Source organism: Microbacterium sp. F2, from assembly GCF_052274505.1.
Lineage (GTDB): Bacteria > Actinomycetota > Actinomycetes > Actinomycetales > Microbacteriaceae > Microbacterium.
Window position 1 is genome coordinate 142119 of the sequence record NZ_JBNVBV010000004.1, and the last position, 25955, is coordinate 168073.

At 66.4% G+C, this 25955-nt stretch carries 20 protein-coding genes; 12 read left to right on the top strand and 8 right to left on the bottom strand.

Annotated elements, in window-relative coordinates; genetic code table 11:
* Nucleotides 1-72 precede the first annotated feature (72 nt).
* The 3 genes from infB to nusA are packed head-to-tail and all read right to left on the bottom strand — an operon-like array spanning nucleotide 73 to nucleotide 4236.
* Nucleotides 73-2856 (bottom strand): translation initiation factor IF-2, encoded by a 2784-nt coding sequence (gene infB / locus ACQVDU_RS09700; protein WP_443476999.1) that lies wholly within the window; start codon nucleotides 2854-2856, stop codon nucleotides 73-75.
* A gap of 57 nt (nucleotides 2857-2913) precedes the next feature.
* On the bottom strand, nucleotides 2914-3201 hold the full coding sequence (locus ACQVDU_RS09705; protein WP_300594931.1) for a YlxR family protein: 288 nt from the start codon (nucleotides 3199-3201) through the stop codon (nucleotides 2914-2916).
* 45 nt (nucleotides 3202-3246) lie between these two features.
* Nucleotides 3247-4236, bottom strand: a complete 990-nt coding sequence (gene nusA / locus ACQVDU_RS09710; protein WP_341579523.1) for a transcription termination factor NusA — start codon at nucleotides 4234-4236, stop codon at nucleotides 3247-3249.
* A gap of 130 nt (nucleotides 4237-4366) precedes the next feature.
* Here nusA and ACQVDU_RS09715 point away from each other — a divergent pair, with 130 nt between their 5' ends.
* The 3 genes from ACQVDU_RS09715 (at nucleotide 4367) to ACQVDU_RS09725 (ending at nucleotide 7330) form a co-directional block, all read left to right on the top strand.
* Nucleotides 4367-5872, top strand: coding sequence for an alanine/glycine:cation symporter family protein (locus tag ACQVDU_RS09715; RefSeq protein WP_443477000.1), 1506 nt, complete (start codon nucleotides 4367-4369; stop codon nucleotides 5870-5872).
* The gene (locus tag ACQVDU_RS09720; protein WP_443477001.1) at nucleotides 5869-6702 is read left to right on the top strand and encodes an NADH:ubiquinone oxidoreductase subunit 4 (chain M); all 834 of its coding nucleotides are present in this window, start codon (nucleotides 5869-5871) and stop codon (nucleotides 6700-6702) included. Before ACQVDU_RS09715 ends, ACQVDU_RS09720 begins: the two co-directional genes overlap by 4 nt.
* Nucleotides 6703-6826: 124 nt before the next feature.
* The gene (locus tag ACQVDU_RS09725) at nucleotides 6827-7330 is read left to right on the top strand and encodes a pyridoxamine 5'-phosphate oxidase family protein (protein ID WP_300593512.1); all 504 of its coding nucleotides are present in this window, start codon (nucleotides 6827-6829) and stop codon (nucleotides 7328-7330) included.
* A 6-nt stretch (nucleotides 7331-7336) separates the two neighbouring features.
* On the opposite strand, the gene ACQVDU_RS09730 is transcribed toward ACQVDU_RS09725, so the two are convergent.
* Together ACQVDU_RS09730 and gtfA are read right to left on the bottom strand one after the other, a co-directional pair.
* A complete protein-coding gene (locus ACQVDU_RS09730) occupies nucleotides 7337-9133 on the bottom strand; it encodes a proline--tRNA ligase (protein WP_443477002.1) in 1797 nt (598 codons plus the stop codon).
* A 66-nt stretch (nucleotides 9134-9199) separates the two neighbouring features.
* A complete protein-coding gene (gene gtfA, locus ACQVDU_RS09735; RefSeq protein ID WP_292711977.1) occupies nucleotides 9200-10687 on the bottom strand; it encodes a sucrose phosphorylase in 1488 nt (495 codons plus the stop codon).
* A 104-nt stretch (nucleotides 10688-10791) separates the two neighbouring features.
* Here gtfA and ACQVDU_RS09740 point away from each other — a divergent pair, with 104 nt between their 5' ends.
* The 5 genes from ACQVDU_RS09740 (at nucleotide 10792) to ACQVDU_RS09760 (ending at nucleotide 16514) form a co-directional block, all read left to right on the top strand.
* Nucleotides 10792-11430 (top strand): pyroglutamyl-peptidase I, encoded by a 639-nt coding sequence (locus ACQVDU_RS09740; RefSeq protein WP_443477003.1) that lies wholly within the window; start codon nucleotides 10792-10794, stop codon nucleotides 11428-11430.
* Between the two features lie 54 nt (nucleotides 11431-11484).
* On the top strand, nucleotides 11485-12198 hold the full coding sequence (locus tag ACQVDU_RS09745; protein ID WP_300590306.1) for a GntR family transcriptional regulator: 714 nt from the start codon (nucleotides 11485-11487) through the stop codon (nucleotides 12196-12198).
* A complete protein-coding gene (locus ACQVDU_RS09750) occupies nucleotides 12185-13204 on the top strand; it encodes a 1-aminocyclopropane-1-carboxylate deaminase (protein WP_292711972.1) in 1020 nt (339 codons plus the stop codon). Before ACQVDU_RS09745 ends, ACQVDU_RS09750 begins: the two co-directional genes overlap by 14 nt.
* Nucleotides 13205-13305: 101 nt before the next feature.
* Nucleotides 13306-15072: a maltose alpha-D-glucosyltransferase gene (gene treS / locus ACQVDU_RS09755; RefSeq protein ID WP_443477004.1), complete on the top strand. Its 1767-nt coding sequence runs from the start codon at nucleotides 13306-13308 to the stop codon at nucleotides 15070-15072.
* Nucleotides 15069-16514 (top strand): maltokinase N-terminal cap-like domain-containing protein, encoded by a 1446-nt coding sequence (locus ACQVDU_RS09760; RefSeq protein WP_300590310.1) that lies wholly within the window; start codon nucleotides 15069-15071, stop codon nucleotides 16512-16514. The genes treS and ACQVDU_RS09760 overlap by 4 nt, the downstream gene beginning before the upstream one ends.
* 8 nt (nucleotides 16515-16522) lie before the next feature.
* Here ACQVDU_RS09760 and ispG read toward each other — a convergent pair whose 3' ends face one another.
* Nucleotides 16523-17653, bottom strand: coding sequence for a flavodoxin-dependent (E)-4-hydroxy-3-methylbut-2-enyl-diphosphate synthase (gene ispG, locus ACQVDU_RS09765; protein WP_292712156.1), 1131 nt, complete (start codon nucleotides 17651-17653; stop codon nucleotides 16523-16525).
* 80 nt (nucleotides 17654-17733) lie between these two features.
* Nucleotides 17734-18018 carry a 2TM domain-containing protein gene (locus tag ACQVDU_RS09770; RefSeq protein ID WP_300590312.1) on the bottom strand — a complete coding sequence of 95 codons (285 nt, stop codon included), beginning with the start codon at nucleotides 18016-18018 and terminating at the stop codon, nucleotides 17734-17736.
* 197 nt (nucleotides 18019-18215) lie between these two features.
* Between ACQVDU_RS09770 and ACQVDU_RS09775 the strand changes: the two genes are divergently transcribed.
* Nucleotides 18216-20141, top strand: a complete 1926-nt coding sequence (locus ACQVDU_RS09775) for an anthranilate synthase family protein (RefSeq protein ID WP_443477005.1) — start codon at nucleotides 18216-18218, stop codon at nucleotides 20139-20141.
* 30 nt (nucleotides 20142-20171) lie between these two features.
* Here ACQVDU_RS09775 and ACQVDU_RS09780 read toward each other — a convergent pair whose 3' ends face one another.
* Nucleotides 20172-21491, bottom strand: a complete 1320-nt coding sequence (locus ACQVDU_RS09780; RefSeq protein ID WP_443477006.1) for a M50 family metallopeptidase — start codon at nucleotides 21489-21491, stop codon at nucleotides 20172-20174.
* Nucleotides 21492-21555: 64 nt separating this feature from the next.
* On the opposite strand from ACQVDU_RS09780, the gene ACQVDU_RS09785 reads away from it, so the two are divergent.
* The 3 genes from ACQVDU_RS09785 (at nucleotide 21556) to pflB (ending at nucleotide 25954) form a co-directional block, all read left to right on the top strand.
* Nucleotides 21556-23202: a Mur ligase family protein gene (locus ACQVDU_RS09785; RefSeq protein WP_443477007.1), complete on the top strand. Its 1647-nt coding sequence runs from the start codon at nucleotides 21556-21558 to the stop codon at nucleotides 23200-23202.
* 33 nt (nucleotides 23203-23235) lie between these two features.
* Nucleotides 23236-23499: a GlsB/YeaQ/YmgE family stress response membrane protein gene (locus tag ACQVDU_RS09790; RefSeq protein WP_228177678.1), complete on the top strand. Its 264-nt coding sequence runs from the start codon at nucleotides 23236-23238 to the stop codon at nucleotides 23497-23499.
* Between the two features lie 184 nt (nucleotides 23500-23683).
* Nucleotides 23684-25954 carry a formate C-acetyltransferase gene (pflB, locus tag ACQVDU_RS09795; protein WP_300591474.1) on the top strand — a complete coding sequence of 757 codons (2271 nt, stop codon included), beginning with the start codon at nucleotides 23684-23686 and terminating at the stop codon, nucleotides 25952-25954.
* The last annotated feature ends 1 nt before the right edge of the window (nucleotide 25955 follow it).

Here is a 25955-nt window from a genome sequence, read left to right on the forward strand (position 1 = left end):
CATAACCACCGAGATTCAGGATGCCCCGACCTGAGCGGGCGGGACATCCTGAATCACAGCGTGTAGCGGTTCTTAGCCGCGCGGCTTCTCCACGAGCTCGGTCGTCTCGATCTCGTCGCCGACCTGGATGTCGTTGAACTTGCCGAGGCCGATACCGCACTCGTAGTCGGTGCGAACCTCGGTGACGTCATCCTTGAACCGGCGAAGCGACTCGATTGCCAGGCCATCGGCGATGACGACACCCTCGCGGATGACGCGCGCCTTGGCATTGCGGGTGATCGTGCCGCTGCGGACGATACATCCGGCGATGTTGCCGAACTTCGAGGAGCGGAACACCTCGCGGATCTCGGCGACACCCGACTGCACCTCTTCGAACTCCGGCTTGAGAAGGCCCTTGAGGGACTGCTCGACGTCGTCGATCGCGTTGTAGATGACCGAGTAGAACCGGATGTCGACGCCCTCGCGGGCAGCCCGCTCGCGCGCCTTCGAGTCCGGTCGGACGTTGAAGCCCAGGATGATCGCGTTGTCGATCGTCGCCAGGTTCACGTCGGACTCGGTGATCGCACCGACACCGCGGTGGATGATGCGCAGCTGCACTGAATCGTCGACCTCGATCTTGAGCAGCGACTCTTCCAGCGCCTCGACGGCACCGGACACGTCGCCCTTGATGATGAGGTTGAGCGATTCGACCTTGCCCTCTTCGAGCGCCCGGGTGAAGTCCTCGAGCGAGATGCGCTTGCGCGCCTTGGCCAGCTGAGCGTTGCGCTCGGCCGCCTCACGCTTCTCGGCGATCTGGCGGGCCATGCGGTCTTCGTCGGTCACGATGAACACGTCACCAGCACGGGGCACGGAGTTCAGACCCTGAACCTGCACCGGACGCGAGGGCGCTGCCTCCTCGACCGGGTCACCGTTCTCGTCGACCATCGCGCGAACACGGCCATATGCGGTGCCAGCGACGATCGCGTCGCCGACCCGCAGCGTTCCGGACTGGATGAGCACTGTCGCCACCGAACCACGGCCCTTGTCGAGCTTGGCTTCGATCGCGACACCGCGTGCGTCCTTGTTCGGGTTCGCACGCAGGTCGAGGCCGGCATCCGCGGTGAGCAGAACAGCGTCGAGCAGATCCCGGATGCCGGTCCCCTGGCGCGCCGACACGTCGACGAACATGACGTCGCCGCCGTACTCCTCGGCGACCAGACCGTACTCGGTCAGCTGCTGGCGGACCTTCTGCGGGTTGGCATCCGGCTTGTCGACCTTGTTGACTGCCACAACGATCGGCACCCCGGCGGCCTGTGCGTGGTTGAGCGCCTCGACCGTCTGGGGCATGATGCCGTCGTCGGCGGCGACCACGAGGATCGCGAGGTCGGTCACCTGCGCACCACGGGCACGCATGGCGGTGAACGCCTCGTGACCCGGGGTGTCGATGAAGGTGATGGCCCGTTCGATGTCTTCGTGCTCAGTCCACACCTGGTAGGCACCGATGTGCTGGGTGATGCCACCGGCCTCACCCGCGACGACATTGGTCTGACGGATGGCGTCGAGCAGACGGGTCTTACCGTGATCGACGTGACCCATGACGGTCACGACGGGGGGACGGATCTCGAGGTCTTCGTCGTCCTCTTCGGCCAGCTCCTGCTCGAGGTTCAGACCGAAGCCTTCGAGCAGTTCCTTGTCCTCGTCCTCGGGCGAGACCATCTGGATCTTGTAGCCGAGCTCGGCGCCGAGCACCTCGAACGTCGCCTCATCCAGCGACTCGGTTGCTGTGGCCATCTCACCGAGGTTGAACAGGATCGTCACGAGCGTGCCGGGCTGCACCGTGTAGCCGCGGATCGCTTCGAGCTTGTCGGCGAAGTCCGAGATCGACGCGCCACGACGCAGGCGAATGATCTCGCCGTTGCCCTTCTGGACGTTGACGCCACCGACCTGTGGGGCATCCCTCATCTCGAATTCTTGACGCTTTGCCCGACGCGACTTGCGCTGCTTGGACTTGCCGCCGCCCTTACCGAACGCACCAGCGGTACCACCGCCGGGGCCACGGCCGCGGCCGCCACCACCGGGACGGGCGGGGAAACCGCCACCGCCTGCGGGCGCGCCAGGACGGGCGAAGCCACCGCCAGCGCCGCCGGGACGACCGGGACCGCCGGGACGCTGCTGGAACGGCGCGCCGGGACGACCGGCGCCGCCGGGACGACCCGCGCCGCCCGGACGGCCGGGGCCACCGGGGCGTCCGGGCGAACCGGGACGCGGGGCCTGGGGCCGCGGAATGTTGGCGGGAGTCGGGCGCTGACCCATGCCCTGCTGCGACGCGAACGGGTTGTTACCGGGACGCGGTCCCGCCGGGCGCTGACCCATGCCCTGCTGCGACGCGAACGGGTTGTTACCGGGGCGCGGTGCGCCGCCGGGACGCGGAGCTTGCGGCGGCGGCGCGGCGGAAGATCCCGCCTCGGCCGGGGCGCTTTCGGATGCCGGTGCGCTCGGCTTGGTGGGCGCGGCGGGGGCGGCAGATGCAGCCGGTGCCGGAGCCACGGTTTCTTCTGCCGGCTTCGGCCCGGGGCGTGGTCCCGGAGTTGCTGCCCCGGGGGTAGCTGCAGGGCGCGATCCCGAGCGGCCCGATGCCGCACTGGGACGCGGCGCGGGGCGCGCTCCTGCTGTGCCCGTAGGCGCAGCGGCACCGCTGGACGCGGACGCGCCAGCAGCCTGGCCCTCAAACGCCGCGCGGAGCTTACGCGCGACCGGCGGCTCAATCGTCGAGGAAGGGCTCTTGACGAACTCGCCGAGCTCCTTCAGCTTTGCGAGAGCGACCTTGCTGTCAATGCCGAGTTCGGATGCGATCTCGTGCACGCGTGGTTTTGCCACAGTTCTCCTGTCTGGGGCCCGCCCAGACAGGGGCGGACCACTAGTTGCGGACGGGTCTCATTTCGAGCCGTTCACTTTGTGTCCATTGCCATTCAGCCGTTTCTCGTTCAGCCGTTTCGTGAGCGCTTGCGAATCCAGGGGAGCCTGGGCGCGTAGCGCGCGTACGAAAGCTCGACGCTTCAGTGCCGCGTCAATGCACTCTCCGGTCGGGTGAACCCACGCCCCCCGCCCCGGCATCGACGCCCGCTCGTCCCAGACGAGTGCGGATTCGATGGCCACGACGCGAAGAAGCGCCGATCGGGCAGAACGCGTGCGACATCCGACGCACGTTCGTACGGGTTCCATCCTACACCTGCCCTCCCGGGCCGGCCCACGCAGGGCGATGGCTGATCAGGACTCGTCGAGGATGCTGTCGGGCTGGATGTCGATCTTGGCGCCCGTGAGTTTGGCGGCCAGACGCGCGTTCTGCCCTTCCTTGCCGATGGCAAGAGACAGCTGGTAATCCGGCACCAAAGCCCGTACAGCCTTGGTCTTGGCATCCAGTACGAAGCTCGACGTGACCTTCGCGGGCGAGAGGGCGTTGCCGACGAACGTCGCGAGGTCGGAGCTGTAGTCGACGATGTCGATCTTCTCGCCGCCGAGTTCCTCGGTCACCGCGCGTACGCGCCGGCCCAACTCCCCGATGCACGCACCCTTGGCGTTGATCGACGGATCGTTGGCCTTCACCGCGATCTTGCTGCGGTGCCCGGCCTCGCGCGCGAGGGAGACGATCTCGACGAGGCCCGCGGGAATCTCGGGAACCTCCAGGGCGAAGAGCTTGCGCACCAGACCCGGGTGTGTGCGCGAAACCGTGATCGACGGACCCTTCGTCCCCTTGGAGACGGATGTGACGTAGACCCGCAGGCGGGAGCCGTGCGCGTAGTCCTCACCAGGCACCTGCTCTTCGGGCGGCAGAATCGCCTCGACGGTGCCGAGGTCCACGTGCACCATCCGGGGGTTCGGCCCCTGCTGGACGACACCCGCGACGATGTCGCCCTCTTTGCCACGGAACTCGCCCAGGACGGCGTCGTCCGCGATGTCACGCAGGCGCTGACTGATGACCTGCTTGGCGGCGAAGGCGGCGATCCGGCCGAAGTCTTCGGGAGTGGTCTCCTCCTCGCCGATGACTGCGCCCTCGTCATCCAGCAGTGGGACGAAGACCGCGACATGACCCGTCTTGCGGTCCAGCTGAGCGCGCGCACCCTCCGGGGCCTCACCGGTGGGCGAGGTGTGCTTGGCATAGGCGGTCAGAATCGCCTGCTCGATGATGCGAACGAGTTCGTCGAACGGAATGTCCTTCTCGCGCTCGACCGTTCTGAGCAGTGTCAGATCGATGTCCATCGTGACCTCCCTATTCAGCTCTACCCGTCGCGAATCACACGCCGCGCGGAATCATCCCACGTTACCCGATCACTCCTTCGCTCGTCCCGTGTGCTCGCTCATTCCATCGCCGAACCGACATACTGATGCCGTGGATGCCGCCAATTCCCTCATCGTCGAGTGGGGCGACCTGATCTGGACCTGGATCGTCCTTCCGATCGTCGTCGGGCTGGGCCTGTACTTCACCGTTCGTTCGGGCGTCGTGCAGATCCGACTGTTCCCGGAGATGTTCCGAACCCTCACCGACAAGACGCCGCGAACAACCGACGGCGCGCCGCAGTCCGTGTCGTCGTTCCAGGCCTTCACGATCTCCGCAGCGTCGAGAGTAGGTGTCGGCAACATCGCGGGGGTCGGAACGGCGATTGCGCTGGGCGGGCCGGGTGCCGTCTTCTGGATGTGGCTCATGGCGCTGATCGGGGCATCCTCGAGCTTCATCGAGTCCTCGCTCGCTCAACTGTTCAAGGTGCGGGATGCCGAGGGCGGCTTCCGTGGCGGTCCCGCGTATTACATGCAGCGAGGCCTCCGCGCACGGTGGATGGGCGTGCTCTTTGCCGTCATCCTGCTGATCTGCTTCCCCTTCGCGTTCTCCTCGCTGCAGGCCAACACGATCGCCGACACTGTCTCGTCGAGCTTCGGGACGGATGCCGGATGGGTGGGGCCGGTCACCGGGGTGGTGGTGGCGCTGTTGACGGCGCTCGTCGTCTTCGGAGGCATCCGTCGCATCGCTTCGGTCACCCAGACCCTGGTGCCCCTCATGGCACTTGCCTACCTGCTGCTGGGCCTTGCCGTGGTCGCCATCCACATCGATCAGCTTCCCGTCGTGTTCGCAGAGATCTTCACCCAGGCCTGGGGTTTCAACGAGGTCGTGGGTGCGACGTTTGGCTACATCGTGCTCACGGGCGTGCGTCGCGGCATGTTCTCGAACGAGGCGGGCCTGGGTTCGGCTCCAAACGCGGGCGCGAGCGCCGCCGTGACCCACCCGGTCAAGCAGGGCCTGGTGCAGTCGCTGGGCGTCTACTTCGACACGTTCCTCGTCTGCTCGATCACGGCCTTCATCATCCTGGTGTCGGTCCCAGACCTTGCGGGCGCATCGCGAGGAATCGCACTCACGCAGGGGGCGCTCGTCTCCACGCTCGGCGAGTGGTCGAACATTGCGCTCAGCATCATCATCTTCCTGCTCGCGTTCTCGTCGATCCTCGGCAACTACTACTACGGCCAGTCCAACATCGAGTTCATCACCACCCGACGTGGCGTCCTCCCCGCCTACCGCGTTGCCGTCGTCCTCGCGGTTCTCGTCGGCTCGCTCGCCTCCGCCGACCTGGTGTGGAGCTTCGCGGACGGGGTCATGGGGGTCATGGCGTTGATCAACCTCGTCGCGATCGCTCTGCTGTCGGGCATCGCCTTCCGACTGCTGCGCGACTACACACGCCAGCGCCGAGAGGGTCGGGATCCGGTCTTCACCCGTGACCTGCTCCCCGGCGTCTCGGGGATCGAGTGCTGGGAAGACGAGCTCACGGTGACCGGTCCAATCGATCTCATCACCAAGAAGCGGCAGTCCCAGAAACACCGCGACCACCTCCACGGAGCACAGCAGTGAAACGCCGCCTGAGCGCACCCGCCCTCTCAGCCGCCCTCGTCGCGCTCGTCGTGGCACTGTCGGGATGCTCGCTGACCGCGTTCACCGACATCGGCACCGTCGACCAGAGCGACGGATTCGGTCAGTACGACGACGGCGAGGTCTACACCGAGGATGACGAGGATCTCGGCGTCGTCGAGGTGTACACCGTCGAGCCGGATGCCTCGCTCTCCCCCACCGGCAACGAAACCACTGAGTCGGTCTGGGACATGTTCATGCGGATCGTGACCCCCGAGGTTGCAGGCAGCGTCATCCGCGACTTCCGCGTCGGGGATTCAGAGTCCAGCGACACGCTCGCCTACGTGCTCCAAACCGACGACCCCGAGCAATGGACACTCGTGGTCAACCTCGCCTACGCGTCAGACGAGGACCTGCTGCTGTCCACCCTGATCCATGAGTACGCCCACATCCTGAGCCTGTCTCCGGGCCAAACCGACCCCGAGGCATGGAGCTGCGACACCCTTCAGCTGGACGAAGGATGCGCAGAGCCAGACTCGGCGCTGTGGGCCTTCGACCAGGAGTTCTGGGCCCAGTACGGGTCGGATGCACCCGATCCTGCCAACGCAGACGCCGATCTCGCATACGAGTTCTACCTCGATCACGAGGACGATTTCGTGAGCGACTACGCCGCCACCAATGTGGTCGAAGACTTCGCCGAGAGCTTCATGACCTTCGTCCTGGAGCCTGAGCCCGATAACGACACGACGATCGCTCAGAAGCTGCTCTTCTTCTGGAATCGGCCGGAGTACGTTGAGATGCGGGACCACGTACGCGCGGAGTTCGGCCTCTGAGCGCACGGTGACGCGAGTGGAAGCGACACGGGTCCGCCCCAGTCGGCTTCCGCGTCGTTACGCGGAGCCGTGACCGCTGTCAATCCCCTCGCGAGTGCCCGCGGCCACGACGCAATCTGCTGGCATGACCGAACTGACAGGAACCGAAGCCCGCGCCCGCGCCAAGGAACTCGTCGAAGACATCGACATCACGATGCTCACGACACGCGATGACAGCGGCAACCTCGTGAGCCGGCCGATGAGCACCCGCCGCATGGACGAGAACGGCGACATCTGGTTCTTCACGGCCGAGCACACCAAGAAGGTCGACGAGGCCGAAGCAGATGACGAGGTCGGACTGTCGTACTGCGACCCGAAAGCCATGCGCTATGTGTCGGTCGCAGGTCGCGCCGGTGTCGTCCACGACGATGCACTCATGCGTGAGCTGTATTCGCCGTCGCTGGAGGTGTGGTTCGAAGACGGGCTCGACACGCCCGGCATCACCCTCTTGCGAGTCACACCGGTCGAGGTGGAGTTCTGGGAACCCGGACAAAACCGTCTGGCACAGGCCGCCGGGATGCTGAAGGCGCTCGTGACCCGCGACACACCGGACGACGACATCGTCCGGCACGCGAAGATCAGCTACTAGGGCCTCTCACGCGGCGAGGCGAGCGATGGCCTCGTCAAGCAGCATCGTCTCGCGATCGCCGGTGCGGCGGTCCCAGAGTTCGACCTCGCCGGTCGCCGCTCCCCGGCCGACCACGAGGATGCGTGGCACGCCGATAAGTTCCGCATCGCCGAACTTCACTCCCGGAGACACCTTCGGTCGATCGTCGTAGACGACCTCGAGACCGGCATCCTCGAGACGGGCGCTGGCCTGCTCCGCAAGATCGAAAGCAACGGCATCCCTGCCCGTAGCGACGACGTGCACGTCGAAGGGCGCCACGGCGGTCGGCCAGATGAGACCCTTCTCGTCGTTGCTGAGTTCGGCGATGATCGCGAGGATTCGCGTAACACCGATGCCGTACGAACCCATCGTCACGGTGACGAGCTTGCCGTTCTCGTCGAGAACCTTCAGACCCAGCGTCTCGGCGAAGAAGCGGCCGAGCTGGAAGACGTGACCGATCTCCATTCCGCGCGCGAGCTCAACAGGACCAGAGCCATCCGGCGCCGGGTCGCCCGGCAGAACGTTCGCCACCTCGACGAAGCCGTCGCCGCTGAAGTCCCGGCCCGCCACGAGTGAGTGGACGTGCTTCTGGTCGATGTTCGCGCCCGTCACCCAGGACGTTCCCTCCACGACGCGCGGGTCGAGGAGATACCGGATACCGGTCGCCGACTCTTCGCCGAGGATCGCGCCCGTCGGCGACCACGGACCGATGTAGCCCTTCACGAGGAGCGGGTTGTTCTCGAAATCGTCGGCTGTCGCCGCCTCCACGGCGGCGGGGGCAAACGCCACCTCGGCGCGCTTGTCGTCGATGTCGCGGTCTCCGGGGATGCCGACCACGACGATCTCTCGCGTGCCGTCGAGGTGAGTCAGGGCCAGCACGACGTTCTTGAGCGTGTGTGCTGCCGTCCACGTCGTGTCGTCATCCGTGGCGGGACCGGCAATGCCGGGAGCCGGGGCAGCCTCGGTCGCGTTGAGGTGATCGACCAGCGTCGCGATCGTCGGGGTGCCTGGCGAATCGAAGATCACCGGATCGGGAAGGCCGGCGAGCGGGAGGGGCGCGGGGACGACCGTCGTGAACGCCTCGACGTTGGCGGCGTATCCCCCGGCGCTGCGCACGAAGGTGTCTTCACCGACGGGTGTGGGGTGGAGGAACTCCTCGCTCCGGGCCCCGCCCATGAGTCCGTTGTCGGCGTTGACGATGACGTACTCCAGCCCGAGCCGCTGGAAGATTCGCTCGTACGCGTCACGCTGGGCCTGGTAGGACGACTCGAGCCCGGCATCCGTGTAGTCGAACGAGTAGGCATCCTTCATCGTGAACTCGCGCCCACGCAGGAGCCCCGCGCGCGGCCGAGCCTCGTCACGGTACTTGTCCTGGATCTGGTAGATCGCCAGCGGCAGATCCTTGTACGAGGAATAGAGGTCCTTCACCAGGAGCGTGAACATCTCCTCATGGGTCGGCGCGAGAAGGTAGTCGGCGCCCTTGCGGTCCTGGAGGCGAAAGATACCGTCGCCGTAAGACTCCCAGCGCCCTGACAACTCGTAGGGCTCACGGGGCAGCAGCGCCGGGAAATGCACTTCGTAGGCTCCCGCAGCCGCCATCTCGTCGCGGATGATCTGCTCGAGCTTTGCCTTCACGCGCAGGCCGAGCGGCAGCCAGGCGAAGATGCCGGGAGCCTGGCGCCGGATGTAGCCGGCGCGCACCAGGAGCTTGTGGCTGGTGACCTCGGCATCGGCGGGGTCTTCGCGAAGCGTGCGGAGGAAGTAGTGCGACAGACGAGTTACCACGAGCGTCAAGTCTAGGCCGCGGCGCCGCACCAGCGCGGCGAGCCGTGCGCTGGACCCGTCCGAGCCTCACGCATCGGTGGGAGGGATCTCGAGCAGGTCCGCGGTGGCATGCTCGAGCCCGTCAGCACGCGCCCAGCGCAGTTCGGCTTGGCCCTGGTCCAGCCGCGCCCGCAGCTCGGACCACCCGGATGCCGACTCCCACCGCATCTGCAGCCATCCGTCGTCGTCGAGCCGGGACTGGAACACCCCGTCGAAACCGGGGGCGTCGGAGCGGAATCGGCACAGATCCAACAGAGCTGCAACGACAGGCCGCTCGAGGTCGCGCTCCAGGTCGGCGTCGCTGTAGTGGTGACGGTTGATGTCGCGACCGACCCCCGTGCGTTCGAGTAGATCCATGTCGTTGGTTCCGGCGAGGGCACCTACGTAATAGATCTGATGGATGCCGGGCACGAACAACTGCACCGCACGAGCTGCCAGGTACGCCCGATCGTCGCGCCGCATCGCGTCGTAGAAAGTGCTGTTGACCTGATAGATGTCGAGGTTCGAGGCCGCAGCGCCCGTTGCCGCCCGGCTTTGTCCGCCCGTGGCGTCGTGGATCGCTTCGACCAATGCGCCGAGCTGGCCGGCATCCAAGAGCCCGGGCTCCCCCGTCGCGGGGTCGGGACCGACGTCGACGATGCCGATGCCGTCGTGGGTGTCGAGAACGGTCACGGCGTTCTCGGGTCGTTCAGCGATCCAGCGCGCCAGCGGCGCGTGATCTCCTGTCGCGGCAGCGAACAGCACCAGGGGCGGAAGTGCGAAGTCGTACACACGGTCGACGCGCTGGGCGATCTCGATCTGGCGTCGGTAGAACGAGTGGACCTCGACGAGGACCTCAAGCCCACGCTCGTGCGCCAGCGCGGTCAGCTCATCGATGAAAGCAAAGGTCTCGGGCGTCATGAACGACGAGGTGCCCGGCGTCTTCACCGCATAGCCGACGGCGTCCAGGCGAATCATCCGTGTGCCGGCATCCCGCAGGGCATCCAGGATTGAGATGAGGTACGCGGAACCGGCAGCACTGCGCACATCGATATCGACCTGCGCAGCGGTGAAGGTGGTCCACACCAGCCGCGTCGACTCGCCCCACGGGTACGGGGTGAACGGGAGCCCGGGTCGGGGGCGATAGATCCGCAGCAGATCGGCTTCTGTCGCGCCCTCCGGAAACACGGTGCCCATCGTCAGGAACATCTGGGCGTACGGCGACTGGTCACCGTTCTGGATGACGTCGCGGAACTGCGGCGAGCGGGCAGACACGTGATTGACGATGACATCCACCATGACATCGAGGTCGTCAGAGAGGGCGCGGACGTCGTCCCACGTGCCCAGCCGAGGGTCGACTGTCGTGTGATCATCGGGGTCGAATCCGGCGTCGGCGCCGTCGAAGGGCGTGAAGAAAGGAAGGATGTGGACGCCGCCGAAGGCTCCCGCGAATCGATCGCGTAGGACCTCACCGAGCGCGGGAATCGTCCCTCCCAGGCGGTCGGCATATGCGATGAGCTGGATCGGATGGGTCATGAGCAGCACTCCGGGGGCGTCTGCGGCTCGGTCTTGACGACCTCTTCCGCGTTGCTAAATCGTGTCAGCATATTCTACCGACCTGCCCCACGTACCGTGAAGGCATGTCGACCGTGCTAATGACCGGCTTCGAACCGTTCGCTGGCGACCAGTCGAACCCGTCAGGCGACGCGGTAGTTCGATTGGCCGCAGCGTGGACCGGGCCGGCGCGACTGGTCACGGCGATACTTCCTGTCGACTTCACCCGGGCGAGCGCGCTGCTGATCGAGCTGGTCGCCGCCAACCGCCCCGACGTCGTCATTGCCACGGGCCTGGCCGGCGGTCGCGATGCCATCACTCCGGAGCGCATCGCCGTGAATCTGCGCGATGCCCGCATTCCCGATAACGCGGGACACCAACCCGTCGACACCCCCAGCATCCCCGGGGCGCCCCTTGCGTACACATCCTCGCTCCCTGTCAAGGCGATCGCCCACGACATCGCGGCAGGCGGCATCCCTGCGTCCGTGTCCTTGTCGGCTGGCTCGTTCGTCTGCAACGACGTCTTCTTCACGCTTGCTCATTTGAGCGCGAACACACCGGGACTGCGGGCTGGCTTCATCCATGTGCCGTGGGACGCCGAGAGCGCACCACCAGGCGCCGCCTCGCTCCCCCGGGCCGACATCACGCGCGCGCTCGAGATCGCCATGAGGACGACGCTCACGCACACCAGCGATCTCGACATCCCCGGCGGACACCTGGCCTGAGCCGGGCCGGGTCGAACTTGACAAGTCCTGCTCGAGTCACCTGCAATATATTGCATGCCGGTCCCCTCGACAGCGGGCACCCACCGCCCCCTCCTGCGTGACGAGGTACAGGCACGGCTGCGCGCGGCCATCGTGGACGGCACCCTCGCGCCGGGCGAACAGGTCCGCGACGGCGATATCGCTCACTGGCTGGGGGTCAGCCGCACCCCCGTGCGCGAAGCGCTGCTCGAACTGGCCAACGCCGGATTGGTGCACACGACCCCGGGGCGAGCGACGATCATCTCGCCGATCGAGCCGCGAGCGATTCGCGACGCCCGCGACGTTGTAGCAGCCATGCACCGATTGGCCGCTCTGGGCGCGGTACCTCGCCTGGACCGGGAAGCGATTGAACGGATGCGAGCGGCCAACCGCCTGTTCAGAGCCGCGGTCGGCCGGGGGGACATCGACGGCGCAATCGCAGCGGATGAGCTGTTTCACGGCGTCCTCGTCGAGGTAGCCGACAGCGACGCGGTGCGAACAGTCCTGCGCCTCTACGAACCGGTCCTGCTCCGTGCCGAGCGGGCACAGTTCTCGTCGGAGCGCGCCGAGCTCTCGACGCTGCGTCACGAGCAGCTCATCGCACGATGTGCGCGCGGCGATGCTGCCGGAGCCGCCGAGATCGCCGAATCGATCTGGACCCATCTCGTCACCGAGTCCGACTCCACTGCCCCACCCCGCACACCCCCGCCACCGCAGAAAACGAGACAGCCCCCGCATGAAGCTTCATGAGTTCCCCCGCCACCCGCTCACTTTCGGGCCGAGCCCGGTCCACCACCTCGCACGCCTGAGCGGGCACCTGGGCGGCGCACAGATCTGGGCGAAGCGCGAAGATGTCTCGAGCGGTCTTGCGTACGGCGGCAACAAGGTCCGAAAGCTCGAGTACATCGTCCCGGACGTCCTCGCATCTGGAGCAGACACCCTCGTATCCATCGGCGGCTACCAGTCCAACCACACGCGACAGGTCGCCGCCGTTGCTGCCCATCTCGGGCTGAAGGCCCGGCTCGTGCAAGAGAAGTGGGTGCCGTGGGAGGACCCGACCAACGATAAGGTCGGCAACATCCTGCTCTCCCGCATGATGGGAGCAGACTCCCGCCTCGACGACGCGGGGTTCGACATCGGTATCCGCGACTCGTGGAAGAGCGCGCTACAGGAAGTCGAGGACGCCGGAGGCGTTCCGTATCCGATTCCCGCGGGAGCCTCGGAGCACCCCCTGGGGGGCCTCGGGTTCGCCAACTGGGCTTTCGAGGTCGCTGAGCAGGAGAAGCATCTCGGAGTCTTCTTCGACACGATCATCGTGTGCACCGTGACCGGGTCGACCCACGCCGGCATGATCGCTGGCTTCGCGGCGCTCGAGGAGCTGACCGGAGTGAGCCGCCGGGTCATCGGGATCGACGCGTCAGCGACGCTCGAGAAGACGCGCGACCAGGTAGCCCGCATCGCGCGCAACACCGCGAGCCTCATCGAACTGGGTCGCGACCTCCGAGACGACGAGATCCAAGTGCTCGAAGGATGGGCTGGCGATCTGTACGGCATCCCGGTCGAATCGACGATGGCGGCCATGGCGCTCGGCGCCCAGCTCGAGGCCATGATCACCGACCCCGTCTACGAAGGAAAGTCGCTGGCGGGGCTCATCGACCTGGTACGCAGCCGCGACATTCCACAAGACTCGACTGTGCTGTACGCCCATCTCGGCGGGCAGCCCGCCATCAACGCCTACTGGCGCCTATGGGACTGAGCTGCCCGAGCGCAAGGGGATAGCGTCGTGCAGACACGTGTGGCAGGTTAGGCAGACGACCAGGCCACACCCGCCGACATCCGGAACCACGGGAGGAACAGATGACCGCCGCGGAACCGACGACCAATACCGTTTCCATCCCGATCCTGACGCAGGAGCCGTTCCCCGATACTCCCGGAAGCGCGGAGCCCGAATGGTTCAAGACGGCCGTCTTCTACGAGGTCCTGGTTCGATCTTTCAAGGACAGTGACGGCGACGGAACCGGAGACTTTCGGGGCCTCATCGACAAGCTGGACTACCTGGAGTGGCTCGGGGTCGACTGCCTGTGGCTTCCGCCTTTCTTCCCCTCCCCGCTGCGCGACGGCGGCTACGACGTTGCCGACTACACCGGCATCCAGCCGGGCCTGGGAACGACCGAAGACTTCCAGGCGTTCCTCAATGCCGCGCACGAGCGGGGCATGCGGGTCATCATCGACTTCGTGATGAACCACACCAGCGACGAGCATCCGTGGTTCCAAGAGAGCCGCCGCGACCCGAACGGACCCTACGGCGACTTCTACGTGTGGAGCGACACCGACGAGCTCTACGAGGATGCCCGCATCATCTTCGTCGACACCGAGCCGAGCAACTGGACGTGGGATCCGGTGCGGCAGCAGTACTTCTGGCACCGGTTCTTCTCGCACCAGCCCGATCTGAACTTCGACAACCCGCGCGTCCACGACGCGGTGCTGGACGCAATGCGGTTCTGGCTCGATATGGGACTCGATGGGTTCCGTTTGGATGCCGTCCCGTATCTCTATGAGCGGCCCGGCACCAACGGCGAGAACCTCCCCGAGACACACGAGTTCCTGAAGAAGGTGCGCCGCATCGTCGATCGCGAGTACCCGGGGCGCGTGCTCCTGGCAGAGGCGAACCAGTGGCCTGCCGATGTCGTCGACTACTTCGGAAACCCGGATGTCGGCGGCGACGAGTGCCACATGTGCTTCCACTTCCCGGTCATGCCGCGCATCTTCATGGCAGTGCGTCGCGAGTCCCGCTACCCCATCAGTGACATCCTCGCCGAGACTCCTCCGATCCCAGCCGGATGTCAGTGGGGCATCTTCCTGCGCAACCACGACGAGCTGACCCTCGAGATGGTCACCGACGAAGACCGCGACTACATGTGGAATGAGTACGCGCAAGATCCGCGCATGAAGGCGAACATCGGCATCCGTCGTCGCCTGGCGCCTCTGCTGGACAACGACATCGATCGCATCGAGCTGTTCACGGCGCTGCTTCTCTCCCTGCCCGGCGCACCGGTGCTGTATTACGGCGACGAGATCGGGATGGGCGACAACATCTGGCTCGGCGACCGCGACGGCGTGCGCACACCCATGCAGTGGACCTCGGACCGCAACGCCGGGTTCTCCACGGCCAACCCGGGCAAGCTCGCGCTGCCGATCGTGCAGGACCCGGTGCACGGATACCTCGCGGTGAACGTGGAAGCGCAGCAGGAGAATCGATCGTCACTGCTGCAGTGGACCCGGCAGATGATCCAGGCCCGCAAGCGCCACCCCGCGTTCGGACTCGGCAGCTTCAACGACCTCGGCGGGTCGAACCCCTCTGTGCTGTCCTACACCCGGGAGCACACCAACGACGACGGCACCGTGGATGTCATCATCTGCGTCAACAATCTGTCGCAGTTCCCGCAGCCGGTCGAACTCGACCTCCGTCGCTTCGAAGGCCTCGTGCCGGTCGAGCTCGTCGGCGGCGTTCCGTTCCCCCGGATCGGTGAGCTGCCCTACCTGCTTACCCTCGGCGGTCACGGGTTCTTCTGGTTCCAGCTGCACGCACCGGCCGACGATGCCGAGGAGGTGGGGCTGCTGTGACCGCTCCCGACGCCGCTCTCCTGGAGAGCTATCTGGTACGGACCCGCTGGTTCGGGGGCAAGGGGCGCCCGTTCGAGGTCAACGATGTGCGCACGATCGCCGAGGTTCCCGCCCAGCATGGCAGACCGTCCCTCACCGTCTACCTCATCACAGTCACCTACGGCGACGAGGATGCCGGCAGTGAGCTGTATCAGGTGCCCCTCAGCGGGTACCCCGATATCGAGGAGCGGATCAGCCACGCCTATGTCGGCGCGATCGAGGCCGACGGCGACCCCGTGCACCTCTACGACGCCATCCACGACCGCGAGGCGATGCGCATCTGGTTGGACGGCTTCATCTCCGCAGAATCGGCGGGAACCGCTCAGATCGACCGGCTCCGCTTCCACCGGATGCCCGGCGGCGACCCTCTCGATGACACGCTTGTGTCCTCTCCGATGACCGGTGAGCAGTCGAACTCATCGGCGCGGTTCGATGACACCGCAATCATGAAGCTTTTCCGCAAGGTGAGCCCCGGCATCAATCCCGACATCGAAATCCACGAGGAACTCACCCGCGGCGGTTCCGAGTACATCGCGCAGCTGTACGGCTGGGTGGAGATCGAGGTCGACGGGCAGTTACTGCAGACGGCGATGCTGCAGGAGTTCCTGGCCACAGCGACCGACGGATTCGAACTGGCCATCGCGAGTGTTCGAACGCTGCTCGCCGATCCGGAGCAGCGCGTGGAGGACTCTGGCGGTGACTTTGCCGGCGAGGCCGCGCGTCTGGGCGAAGCCCTCGCGCAGGTTCACGCCCTGATGCGGGATCGCTTTCCCGCCGGGATGCGCGGTGGCGACACTGCCGCCGACCTCGCCCGAGCGATGCGCGGGCGACTCGACGAAGCTCGCAGGTCGGTTCCCGGGCTCGAGGCTCACGTCCCGCAACTGCATCGCCTCTACGACGCGGTCGCGGCGCTCGACGGTCTCGAGGTCCAGCGTGTGCACGGCGATCTTCATCTCGGTCAGACGCTGCGCACCTCGCACGGGTGGCGCATCGTTGATTTCGAGGGCGAACCGGGCAGGCCCTTTGCCCTACGCTCTCTTCCGGACTCGCCCTGGCGGGATGTTGCCGGAATGCTCCGCTCGTTCGACTACGCGGCCGCCATGATCGAGATGTCCTGGGCGACGGATGCCGACACCGACGACGGACAGGCCCTGCGGGCAGAGCGCGCACGAGAGTGGTCGGCCCGAGCTCGCGAACACTTCGTCGCGGCATACGTCGCTGCTGCGGCATCCGATGATGTTCCGGTCGACGACGCGGGCGCCGAGCTCACCGGCGCTCACGGCGTGCTGCTTGACGCCTATGTCGCCGACAAAGCGGTCTACGAAGTCATGTACGAGATCCGCAACCGGCCCACCTGGGTCTCGATCCCGCTTGAGGCACTGGAACGGGTCGCGGGTTCGTAGCGCGTGGACTAGCTCGTAACGACCTGCGCAGTGCCGAGCGGCGCGTCCGGCCCCATCTCGTCGGCGAGCCGGTTGGCTTCCTCGATGAGGGTGGCAACGATCTCTGATTCCGGCACGGTCTTGATGACCTCACCCTTGACGAAGATCTGACCCTTGCCGTTACCCGAGGCAACGCCGAGGTCGGCGTCCCGGGCCTCGCCGGGCCCGTTCACGACACAGCCCATGACCGCGACGCGCAGCGGCACCGTCATGTCTTTGAGTCCCTCGGTGACGTTGTCTGCGAGGGAGTACACGTCGACCTGCGCGCGCCCGCACGACGGGCACGACACGATCTCGAGCTTTCGCTCACGCAGGTTCAGCGACTGCAGGATCTGGTGCCCGACCTTCACCTCTTCGGCGGGCGGAGCGGACAGCGAGACGCGGATGGTGTCGCCGATCCCCTCGCCGAGGAGGATGCCGAAGGCTGTGGCCGACTTGATCGTGCCCTGGAAGGCGGGTCCCGCCTCGGTAACACCGAGGTGGAGCGGCCAGTCACCGCGCTCGGCCAGCAGCCGGTAAGCCTTCACCATCACGACGGGGTCGTTGTGCTTGACCGAGATCTTGAAGTCGTGGAAGTCGTGTTCCTCGAACAGCGAAGCCTCCCAGACAGCGCTCTCCATGAGCGCCTCGGGGGTCGCCTTGCCGTACTTCTCGAGCAGGCGCCGGTCCAGAGAACCCGCGTTGACGCCGATCCGCAGCGACACCCCAGCCGCCTGCGCAGCCTTCGCGATCGCTCCGACCTGGTCGTCGAACTTTCGGATGTTGCCGGGATTCACGCGAACCGCCGCGCAACCGGCGTCGATCGCCTGAAAGACGTACTTGGGCTGGAAATGGATGTCTGCGATCACCGGGATCTGACTCTTGGCCGCGATGATGTGCAGCACGTCGGCGTCATCCTGGGACGGCACTGCCACCCGCACGATCTCACACCCGGATGCCGTGAGTTCGGCGATCTGCTGCAGAGTCGCGTTGATGTTGGTCGTCGGCGTCGTCGTCATCGATTGGACACTGACGGGGGCATCTCCGCCCACCAGAACCTTGCCCACCTTGATCTGACGGCTCTTGCGGCGCGGAGCGAGGGTTTCGGGGACCTTCGGCATTCCGATGTTCACAGCTGGCACGGGACCAGCCTACGCATTCTGGCTGGGTGGCAGGCCGACCTCGCCCTGGTAGGTCGGCGTTACTGCAGTCGACGCATCTCGTCTTGAATCTTGCTCTCGGTGAGGGCACCACGCGAGGGCCCGTAGGCGCGGATACCAGCAAAGGCCACACCGATGGCGATGCCGGCGATGGGCCATACGGGCCAGAAGCCACCCATTCCGGTGAGCGCCCAGATCAGCACGAAGAACGCAGAGAGCACAACCCAGGTGGCCAGGCTGTACCAGAAACCTTGCTTAGCACGCAGGCTCGCGACAGCGCGCTGGCGCAGGTCGTCAGAGCGGGTGGGATCTTGAGAGTCCGTCATGCCCAGAATCTAGTGCCCGCGACATCACCGCACTAGAGCGCGCGGCTGTCTTTGGCGCCATTGTGGTAGTTTCGGCGCATGTTCGCGAGCACCGCATGGTGGCCCACCGTCTGAGGCGGTGTGCTCGTTGATCCTGAGACCGCCCCCGGGGCGGTCTTCTTTGTGAGGGTGGCCGCCCCACGACGAAAGACCGATCCATGACCGGGACTCCCCTTCCCCCGCTTGCCGGGCTCGCCACCAGCGACCTGCCGTTCGCCATCCTCGCCCGCGACGCCGTCACCGTCGAAGTGCTCACCGGCGACGTCGTCGATGTCGAGCTGTTGCGCGACATCCCCCTGCTGGCAACCGATGGGACGCCCCGCGAGGTTCTCGCACTCGTGCCGTTCCGACAGGTCCGCGAACGCGGGTTCGCCTGCCACGATGACGATGCCCCGCTGCGGTGTCTGGTGATCACCGAGCGTGCCACCTATCCGCGCGATGAGGCGCTGGCCACCCTCCCTCACGACGACATTCCGCTCCGAAACGCCGGGTTCGACATCGACGACGAGGCGTATGCCGATATCGTGCGTCGGGTCATCGCCGATGAGATCGGTCGCGGCGAGGGCGCCAACTTCGTCATCCGTCGCGATTTCACGGCCGATGTCGACGCTGACCCACGGGTCGCGGCACTCGCCTGGTTCCGGGCTCTGCTGGAGCATGAGCGCGGCGCCTATTGGACCTTCGCGGTGGTGACCGACGGCCACGTCGCGGTCGGAGCGAGTCCCGAGGCGCACGTCAGCGCCGAGGCCGGCATCGTCACGATGAATCCGATCTCGGGAACGTTCCGCCATCCCGAGGGAGGGGCGACCGTCGACAACCTCAGCGAATTCTTGCGCTCCACCAAGGAGACCGAAGAGCTGTTCATGGTCGTCGACGAAGAGCTCAAGATGATGAGCGCCGTGTGCACCGACGGTGGGCGCATCACCGGCCCTCACCTGAAAGAGATGTCGCGCCTCACGCACACCGAGTACATGCTGCGCGGGTCGAGCAGGCTGGACCCGCGCGACATCCTGCGCGAGACGATGTTCGCACCGACGGTCACCGGCTCCCCCATGCAGAACGCGTGCACCGTCATCACCCGGCATGAGACGACTCCGCGGGGCTACTACTCCGGAGTCGCCGCGCTGTTCACGCCGCGCACGGATGCCACCTCCGGTCAGGGAGCCGATGTCGTCACCCACGACCTCGACGCCCCGATCCTCATCCGCACTGCGTACATCGAAGACGGCCGCCTGCGAGTGCCCGTCGGCGCCACGCTCGTGCGTCACTCGGACCCGTACGGCGAGGTCAGCGAGACGCACGGCAAGGCAGCCGGTGTGCTGGGCGCGATCGGAGCGATCCCGCGCGAAGCCCAGCCCGCTGTCGTGACTCTCGACGAGGATGCCCCCACTGCTGAACCCAGGCGGCTGGCCGATAATCCGACGATCGCCGCGCTCCTGGAATCCCGGAATTCGAGGCTCGCGCCGTTCTGGCTGAACCCTCAGGAGCCGGTGGGCTCGGGGCCGTTTGCGGGGCGCCGGGCGCTTGTCGTCGATGCCGAAGACCGCTTCACGACGATGCTCGCGCACCAGCTCAGCCACCTCGGACTGGGCGTCGCGATCGTCCCCTGGGATGCCGTGACCGATGACGCGGTTGACGCTGCGGAGCTGCTCGTCTCGGGCCCGGGTCCCGGTGATCCGCTGGATCCCTCGTCGCCACGGATGGCGCGGCTGCGCGAGATCATCGCGCGACGCCGCGCGGCATCCGCACCGCTGCTCGCGGTGTGCCTGAGCCATCAGATCCTTGCGAGCGAACTCGGCATCGAACTCGCTCCGCTGGCGCAGCCCCACCAGGGCCTGCAGCTGACCGTCGATGTCTTTGGCCAGCCCGCCTCGATCGGTTTCTACAACACGTTCACGGCGCGCTGCGCTCCAGCGACCACGATTGCCGGTGTGGAGATCGCAGCGGACCCCGCGACAGGCGACGTCTATGCCCTGCGCGGCACGGGGTTCGCTTCGGTGCAGGGACACCTGGAGTCGATTCTCTCGCGCGACGGCATGTCGACGCTGCACCAGCTGATCGGATGGGCACTCGACCCTCAGTGATGTCCGCGGCAAGATTGCGGCGGGACCACCTCAGCCGAAGAGCGAGATGGGGTTCACGAGGTCAGCGATGATCAGGATGCCGCCCATCACGATCAGGGCTATCACCACGACGAAGGTGAGAGGCACGAGTTTGGTCGCGTCAATCGGAGCGGGTTCGGCGCGACCGCGAATGCGTGCCCACCAGCTGCGGATGCCGCCCCACAGCGCGACGGCGATGTGACCCCCATCCAGCGGGAGTAGCGGGATGAGGTTGAACACGAACAGCGCGATGTTCAGTGACGCCAAGAGCGAGAGGATGACCGCGACGCGATTGACGACCGGGGCATCGGTTGCTGCCACTTCACCCGCGATCGCGCCGGCACCGACGATACTGAGCGGCCCATTCGGATCGCGCTCGGCGCCGGTCACCAGGGACGCTGCCGTTTCGTAGACCTTCACGGGAAGCTGCACGATAATTCCGGCGACTGCGCCGACGTTGTCGACTGCGGCGATGGGGCCCGACCAGATCGGCTGACGCACGTAATCGACAGTCCCCGTGACGCCGATCACGCCGACCTGGGTGTCAACGGTCTGACCATCCTCATCAACGACCTCGCGCGTCACGGCGGCAGGTGTCACCGACAGCGAGAGGGTCTGACCGCCGCGATCGACCACGATCGGTACGCTCTCACCCGGAGCGGCCTGGATGAGGGCGGCTGCCGCGGCAAAATCCGAGACCTCTTGACCGTCGACCGACACGATGACATCGGCGGGTTGGATGCCTGCTGCCGCCGCAGGTGAGGGCGGATTGCCGGCCTGGCACTCTTGGCCAGCCTCGGCGGGAACACACGTGCTCACCGTTGCGACGGTGTTCGTCACCGTCTGCACACCGATGCCGCTGAGCACGATGGTCATGAGGAAGATCGCGAACACGAGGTTCATGAGCGGCCCACCGAGCATGATGATGACGCGCTTGTACACCGGCAGTCGATAGAAGACGCGGTCATCGTCGGCGCCGTCGAGCGTCTCGTCGTTCGCGGCGCGAGCATCCTGCACCATCGTCGCGAAGAAGCCGCCGCCGGCACGACCCGAAACTGCGCCACCCTCGGCTGCCGCGGCACGGGCTGCCGGCGAGGGCGGGTACATTCCGGCCATGGAGATGTAACCGCCGACCGGAATCGCCTTCACGCCGTACTCGGTCTCGCCTCGGCGACGGGACCACAGCGTGGGTCCGAAACCGACCATGTACTGACCGACCCGCACCCCGAATCGCTTCGCAGGAACGAGGTGGCCGATCTCGTGCAGCGCAATCGAGATCGCCAGGCCCACCACGAGCACGACGACACCGACGATGAAGGCGACCACATCCACGCCGCCACGCTATCGGCTCTGCCTTTGAGTCAGCCCAGTGCGCGGGTGAGAAGATGGAGGCGCCATGACGACAGATCCCGCGAACCTGCCGCCCGTGCTCCGGCCGCAGAACCCCCCCGTGCACCGCCTCGCGGACCTCGCGGCACACCTCGGAGCCTCGATCGAGCGACGCGGAGGAGACGGCGGAGTTCAGGATGCGGCGGCCGACGCCTTGGCATCCGTCACCGGTCTTACCCTCGCGACCGCCGACCTCCGCCCCGGCGACCTCTTCGTCGCCGTCCAAGGCGGGACGCGCCACGGCGCGGAGTTCGCTGGCGACGCCGCGGCGCGAGGAGCCGTCGCTGTCGTCACGGATGCCGCCGGTCGCGAACGCGCCCTGGGAAGCGGTCTGCCGACGATTGTCGTGCCCGACCCGCGCGGGATCCTCGGAGTCCTGTCGGCCTGGGTCTATGCGACCGGGGCTGGCGACGCACTTCCGATCCTGTTCGGCACGACCGGCACGAATGGCAAGACGAGCGTGTCGCATCTGCTGGAAGGCATCCTCACCCAGCTCGGCGTCACCTCGGGGCTCTCATCGACAGCCGAGCGCCACATCGCCGGCGATGTCATCGTCTCCCGCCTCACGACTCCTGAGGCCTACGAGATGCATGCCCTCCTCGCCCTCATGCGCGAACGCGGCGTCGAGGCCGTCGCCATCGAAGTCAGTGCTCAGGCCCTCAGCCGGCAGCGGGTCGACGGCATCGTGTTCGACGTGGCCGGGTTCACCAACCTCTCGCATGACCACCTCGACGACTATGCCGACATGGCTGAGTACTTCCAGGCGAAGGTGCCGCTGTTTCGCCCCGACCGCTCGCGCCGCGCCGTGATCTGCCTGGACTCCGCGTTCGGTGCGGACGTCGTCGCGGCCTGCGAGGTACCGTACGTCACGATCGTCACCCCGGCGATCGCCGCCGATCCGGATGCCGCGACAGCCGCCGACTGGACGGTCGAGATCCTCGACGAGCTGCCCGACGGCACCCGATTCCGCCTCTCGGGGCCCGAGGGTCGTTCGCTCTCGACCACGGTCCCGGTGATCGGCCGCCACATGGCAGCCAACGCAGCCCAGGCGATCGTCATGATCTTGGAGGCAGGTTACGACTGGGCCCGCATAACCCAGACCCTCGACGACGGGGTCATCCGCGCCCACCTCCCCGGGCGAACTGAGCTCGTGTCGGGGCCGTCGGGGCCCGCCATCTACGTCGATTTCGGCCACTCTCCCGACGCCTTCGAGAAGACCCTCGCTGCCGTCCGCCGCGTCACGCCGGGGCGGGTCCTCATGCTCTTCGGCGCCGACGGCGATCGCGACAAGAGCAAACGCCACGACATGGGCCGCACCGCGGTCGAGGGCAGCGACATCCTGGTCATCACGGACCACCACCCGCGGTTCGAGGACCCCGATTCGATTCGGGCGACCCTGCTGGAGGGGGCTCGGAACGCGCGACCGGATGCCGAGATCTATGAATACTCGCCCCCCGAGCGAGCGATCGTCGAGGCCGTGGCACTGGTCGGCGACGGCGACGCGATCCTGTGGGCAGGACCCGGCCACCAGGACTACCGCGACATCCGCGGCGTGCGAACCCCCTATTCTGCCCGGGAGCTGTCACGTCGGGCTCTGCGGGACGCCGGTTGGCCGGTTCCCGAGCCGCGCTGGCCTGTCCCCTACCCCGACTGACCACAGCGTCGCCCGACTCGAAAGGACCTTCCCGTGGGTTTCTTTGCCTTCGCCATTCTCGGCATCCTGACGGGCATCATCGCCCGCATCATCCTTCCCGGTAAGCAGGTCGGCGGCTGGTTCGTCGCCATCCTGCTGGGCCTGCTCGGCGCCATGGTCGGCGGGTGGATCGCGGGGCTGTTCGGGCTGGACGTGTACACGACGTTCTGGAACTTTTCGGGCTGGGTCTTCGCCCTGATCGGCTCGATCGTGGTGCTGCTGCTGTTCGGGCTGATCTTCGGTCGCAAGCGCAGCTGACCCCTTGTGGTCTGACCACAAACATCTGTGTGGTCAGACCACACGGATGTAGCGATTCGTGCATCTTTCGGACGGGTCTGCGACACAGGTCTAGCGTCGGTGTCAGAAGCACTCCCGCGGCGGCGTAACCCGTCGCCGAGACGAGTGACCCACACTTCGACACCCACGAAGGAGATGCGTCACCATGAGCACCGTCACCCCCACCCCCGTCGACCAGGCAGACGCGATCCCCGCGGCCTGGGACGGATTCGTCGCAGGCCCCTGGCAAGACGCCATTGACGTCCGCGACTTCATTCAGCGCAACTACACGCCCTACAGCGGTGATGCCTCGTTCCTGGCGGGCGCAACCGAGCGGACGCAGCGGGTCTGGCAGACGCTGACCGCGATGTTCCCCACCGAGCGCGAGCGCGGCGTGTACGACGTCGACGCCACCACGCCCTCGACGATCACCTCGCACGCACCGGGCTACATCGCTCGTGAAGACGAACTGATCGTCGGCCTGCAAACAGACGCCCCCCTCAAGCGCGCCATCATGCCCAATGGTGGATGGCGCATGGTCAAGGGAGCGTTGGAGACGTACGGCTACGACGTGCCAGCCGACCTGGAGAAGATCTTCACGACCTATCGCAAGACCCACAACGACGGTGTCTTCGACGTCTACCCGCCTGCTGTCCGCCGGGCACGCAGCAGTCACCTCATCACCGGACTCCCGGATGCCTATGGCCGCGGCCGCATCATCGGTGACTACCGCAGGGTCGCGCTCTACGGAACCGACGCCCTGATCGATGCCAAGAAGGCCGAGCACGCCGAGCTCGACATGCACTTCTCGACCGAGAGCATCATCCGTGATCGGGAAGAGAACGCCGAGCAGATCCGTGCCCTCCAGGAACTGACCCGGATGGCAGCAACGTACGGCTACGACATCGCGCGTCCCGCAGCGAACGCTCGCGAGGCCCTGCAGTGGCTCTACTTCGCCTACCTCGGTGCGGTGAAGGAGCAAAACGGCGCGGCGATGAGCTTCGGCCGTAACACCGGGTTCCTGGATGTCTACATTCAGCGCGACCTCGAGGCCGGCGTCCTCGACGAAACGGGAGCGCAAGAACTCATCGACGACCTCGTCATCAAGCTTCGGATCGTGCGGTTCCTGCGCACGCCCGAGTACGACGCCCTGTTCTCCGGCGACCCGACATGGGTGACCGAGTCGCTGGGGGGCACGGGCGTTGACGGGCGGACGCTCGTCACCAAGACGGCGTTCCGGTTCCTGCAAACTCTCTACAACCTGGGCCCAGCGCCCGAGCCGAACCTGACGGTGCTGTGGTCGAACGACCTCCCCCGCGGGTTCAAGGAGTTCTGCGCGAAGGTGTCGATCGACACGTCCTCCATCCAGTACGAATCGGATGCCCTCATCCGGGGCCTGTGCGGAGACGATGCGGCGATCGCTTGCTGCGTCTCGCCCATGAGCGTCGGCAAGCAGATGCAGTTCTTCGGCGCGCGGGTGAACCTCGCCAAGACCCTCCTCTACGCCATCAACGGCGGCCGCGACGAGGTCAGCGGCAAGCAGGTCGCTCCCGTGATGCCGGCCGTGGTCGGCGACGTGCTCGACTACGACGACGTGCGCGGCAAGTTCCGCACGCTCATGGAGTGGCTTGCCGCAACCTACGTCGACGCGCTGAACTGCATCCACTACATGCACGACAAGTACGCATACGAGCGGCTCGAGATGGCGCTGCATGACCGGGAGGTCCTGCGCACGATGGCCTGCGGTATCGCGGGACTCTCGGTGGCGGCAGACTCCCTGTCGGCCATCAAGTTCGCTCGGGTGTCCCCCGTCCGCAACGAGACTGGCCTCGTGGTCGACTACGTCGTGGAGGGCGAGTTCCCCACCTACGGCAACGACGACGACCGTGTCGATGACATCGCACGGGAGCTCGTGACCGAGTTCATGGAGATGCTGCGCTCGCACCCGACCTACCGGGACGCCGTCCACACCCAGTCCGTGCTGACGATCACCTCGAACGTCGTCTATGGCAAGGCCACCGGCAACACCCCCGACGGGCGCCGCGCCGGAGCCCCGTTTGCACCGGGTGCGAACCCGATGAACGGTCGCGACACGCACGGAATGCTGGCAGCCACCCTCTCGGTCGCCAAGATCCCCTTCGACCAGGCGCAGGACGGCATCTCGCTGACCACGACTGTCGTCCCCGCGGGCCTCGGCCGCACCGAGGATGAGCGGGTCGCGAACCTCGTCGGACTCCTGGATGCCCAGATGGCTGCAGGTGGTTACCACTTGAACGTCAACGTCCTCACGCGGGAAACGCTCGAAGACGCGATGGAGAACCCGGAGAACTACCCCCAGTTGACCATCCGGGTCTCGGGTTACGCCGTCAACTTCGTCCGGCTCACCCGCGAGCAGCAGCTCGACGTGATCAGCCGCACCTTCCACGCGGGGGTGTGAC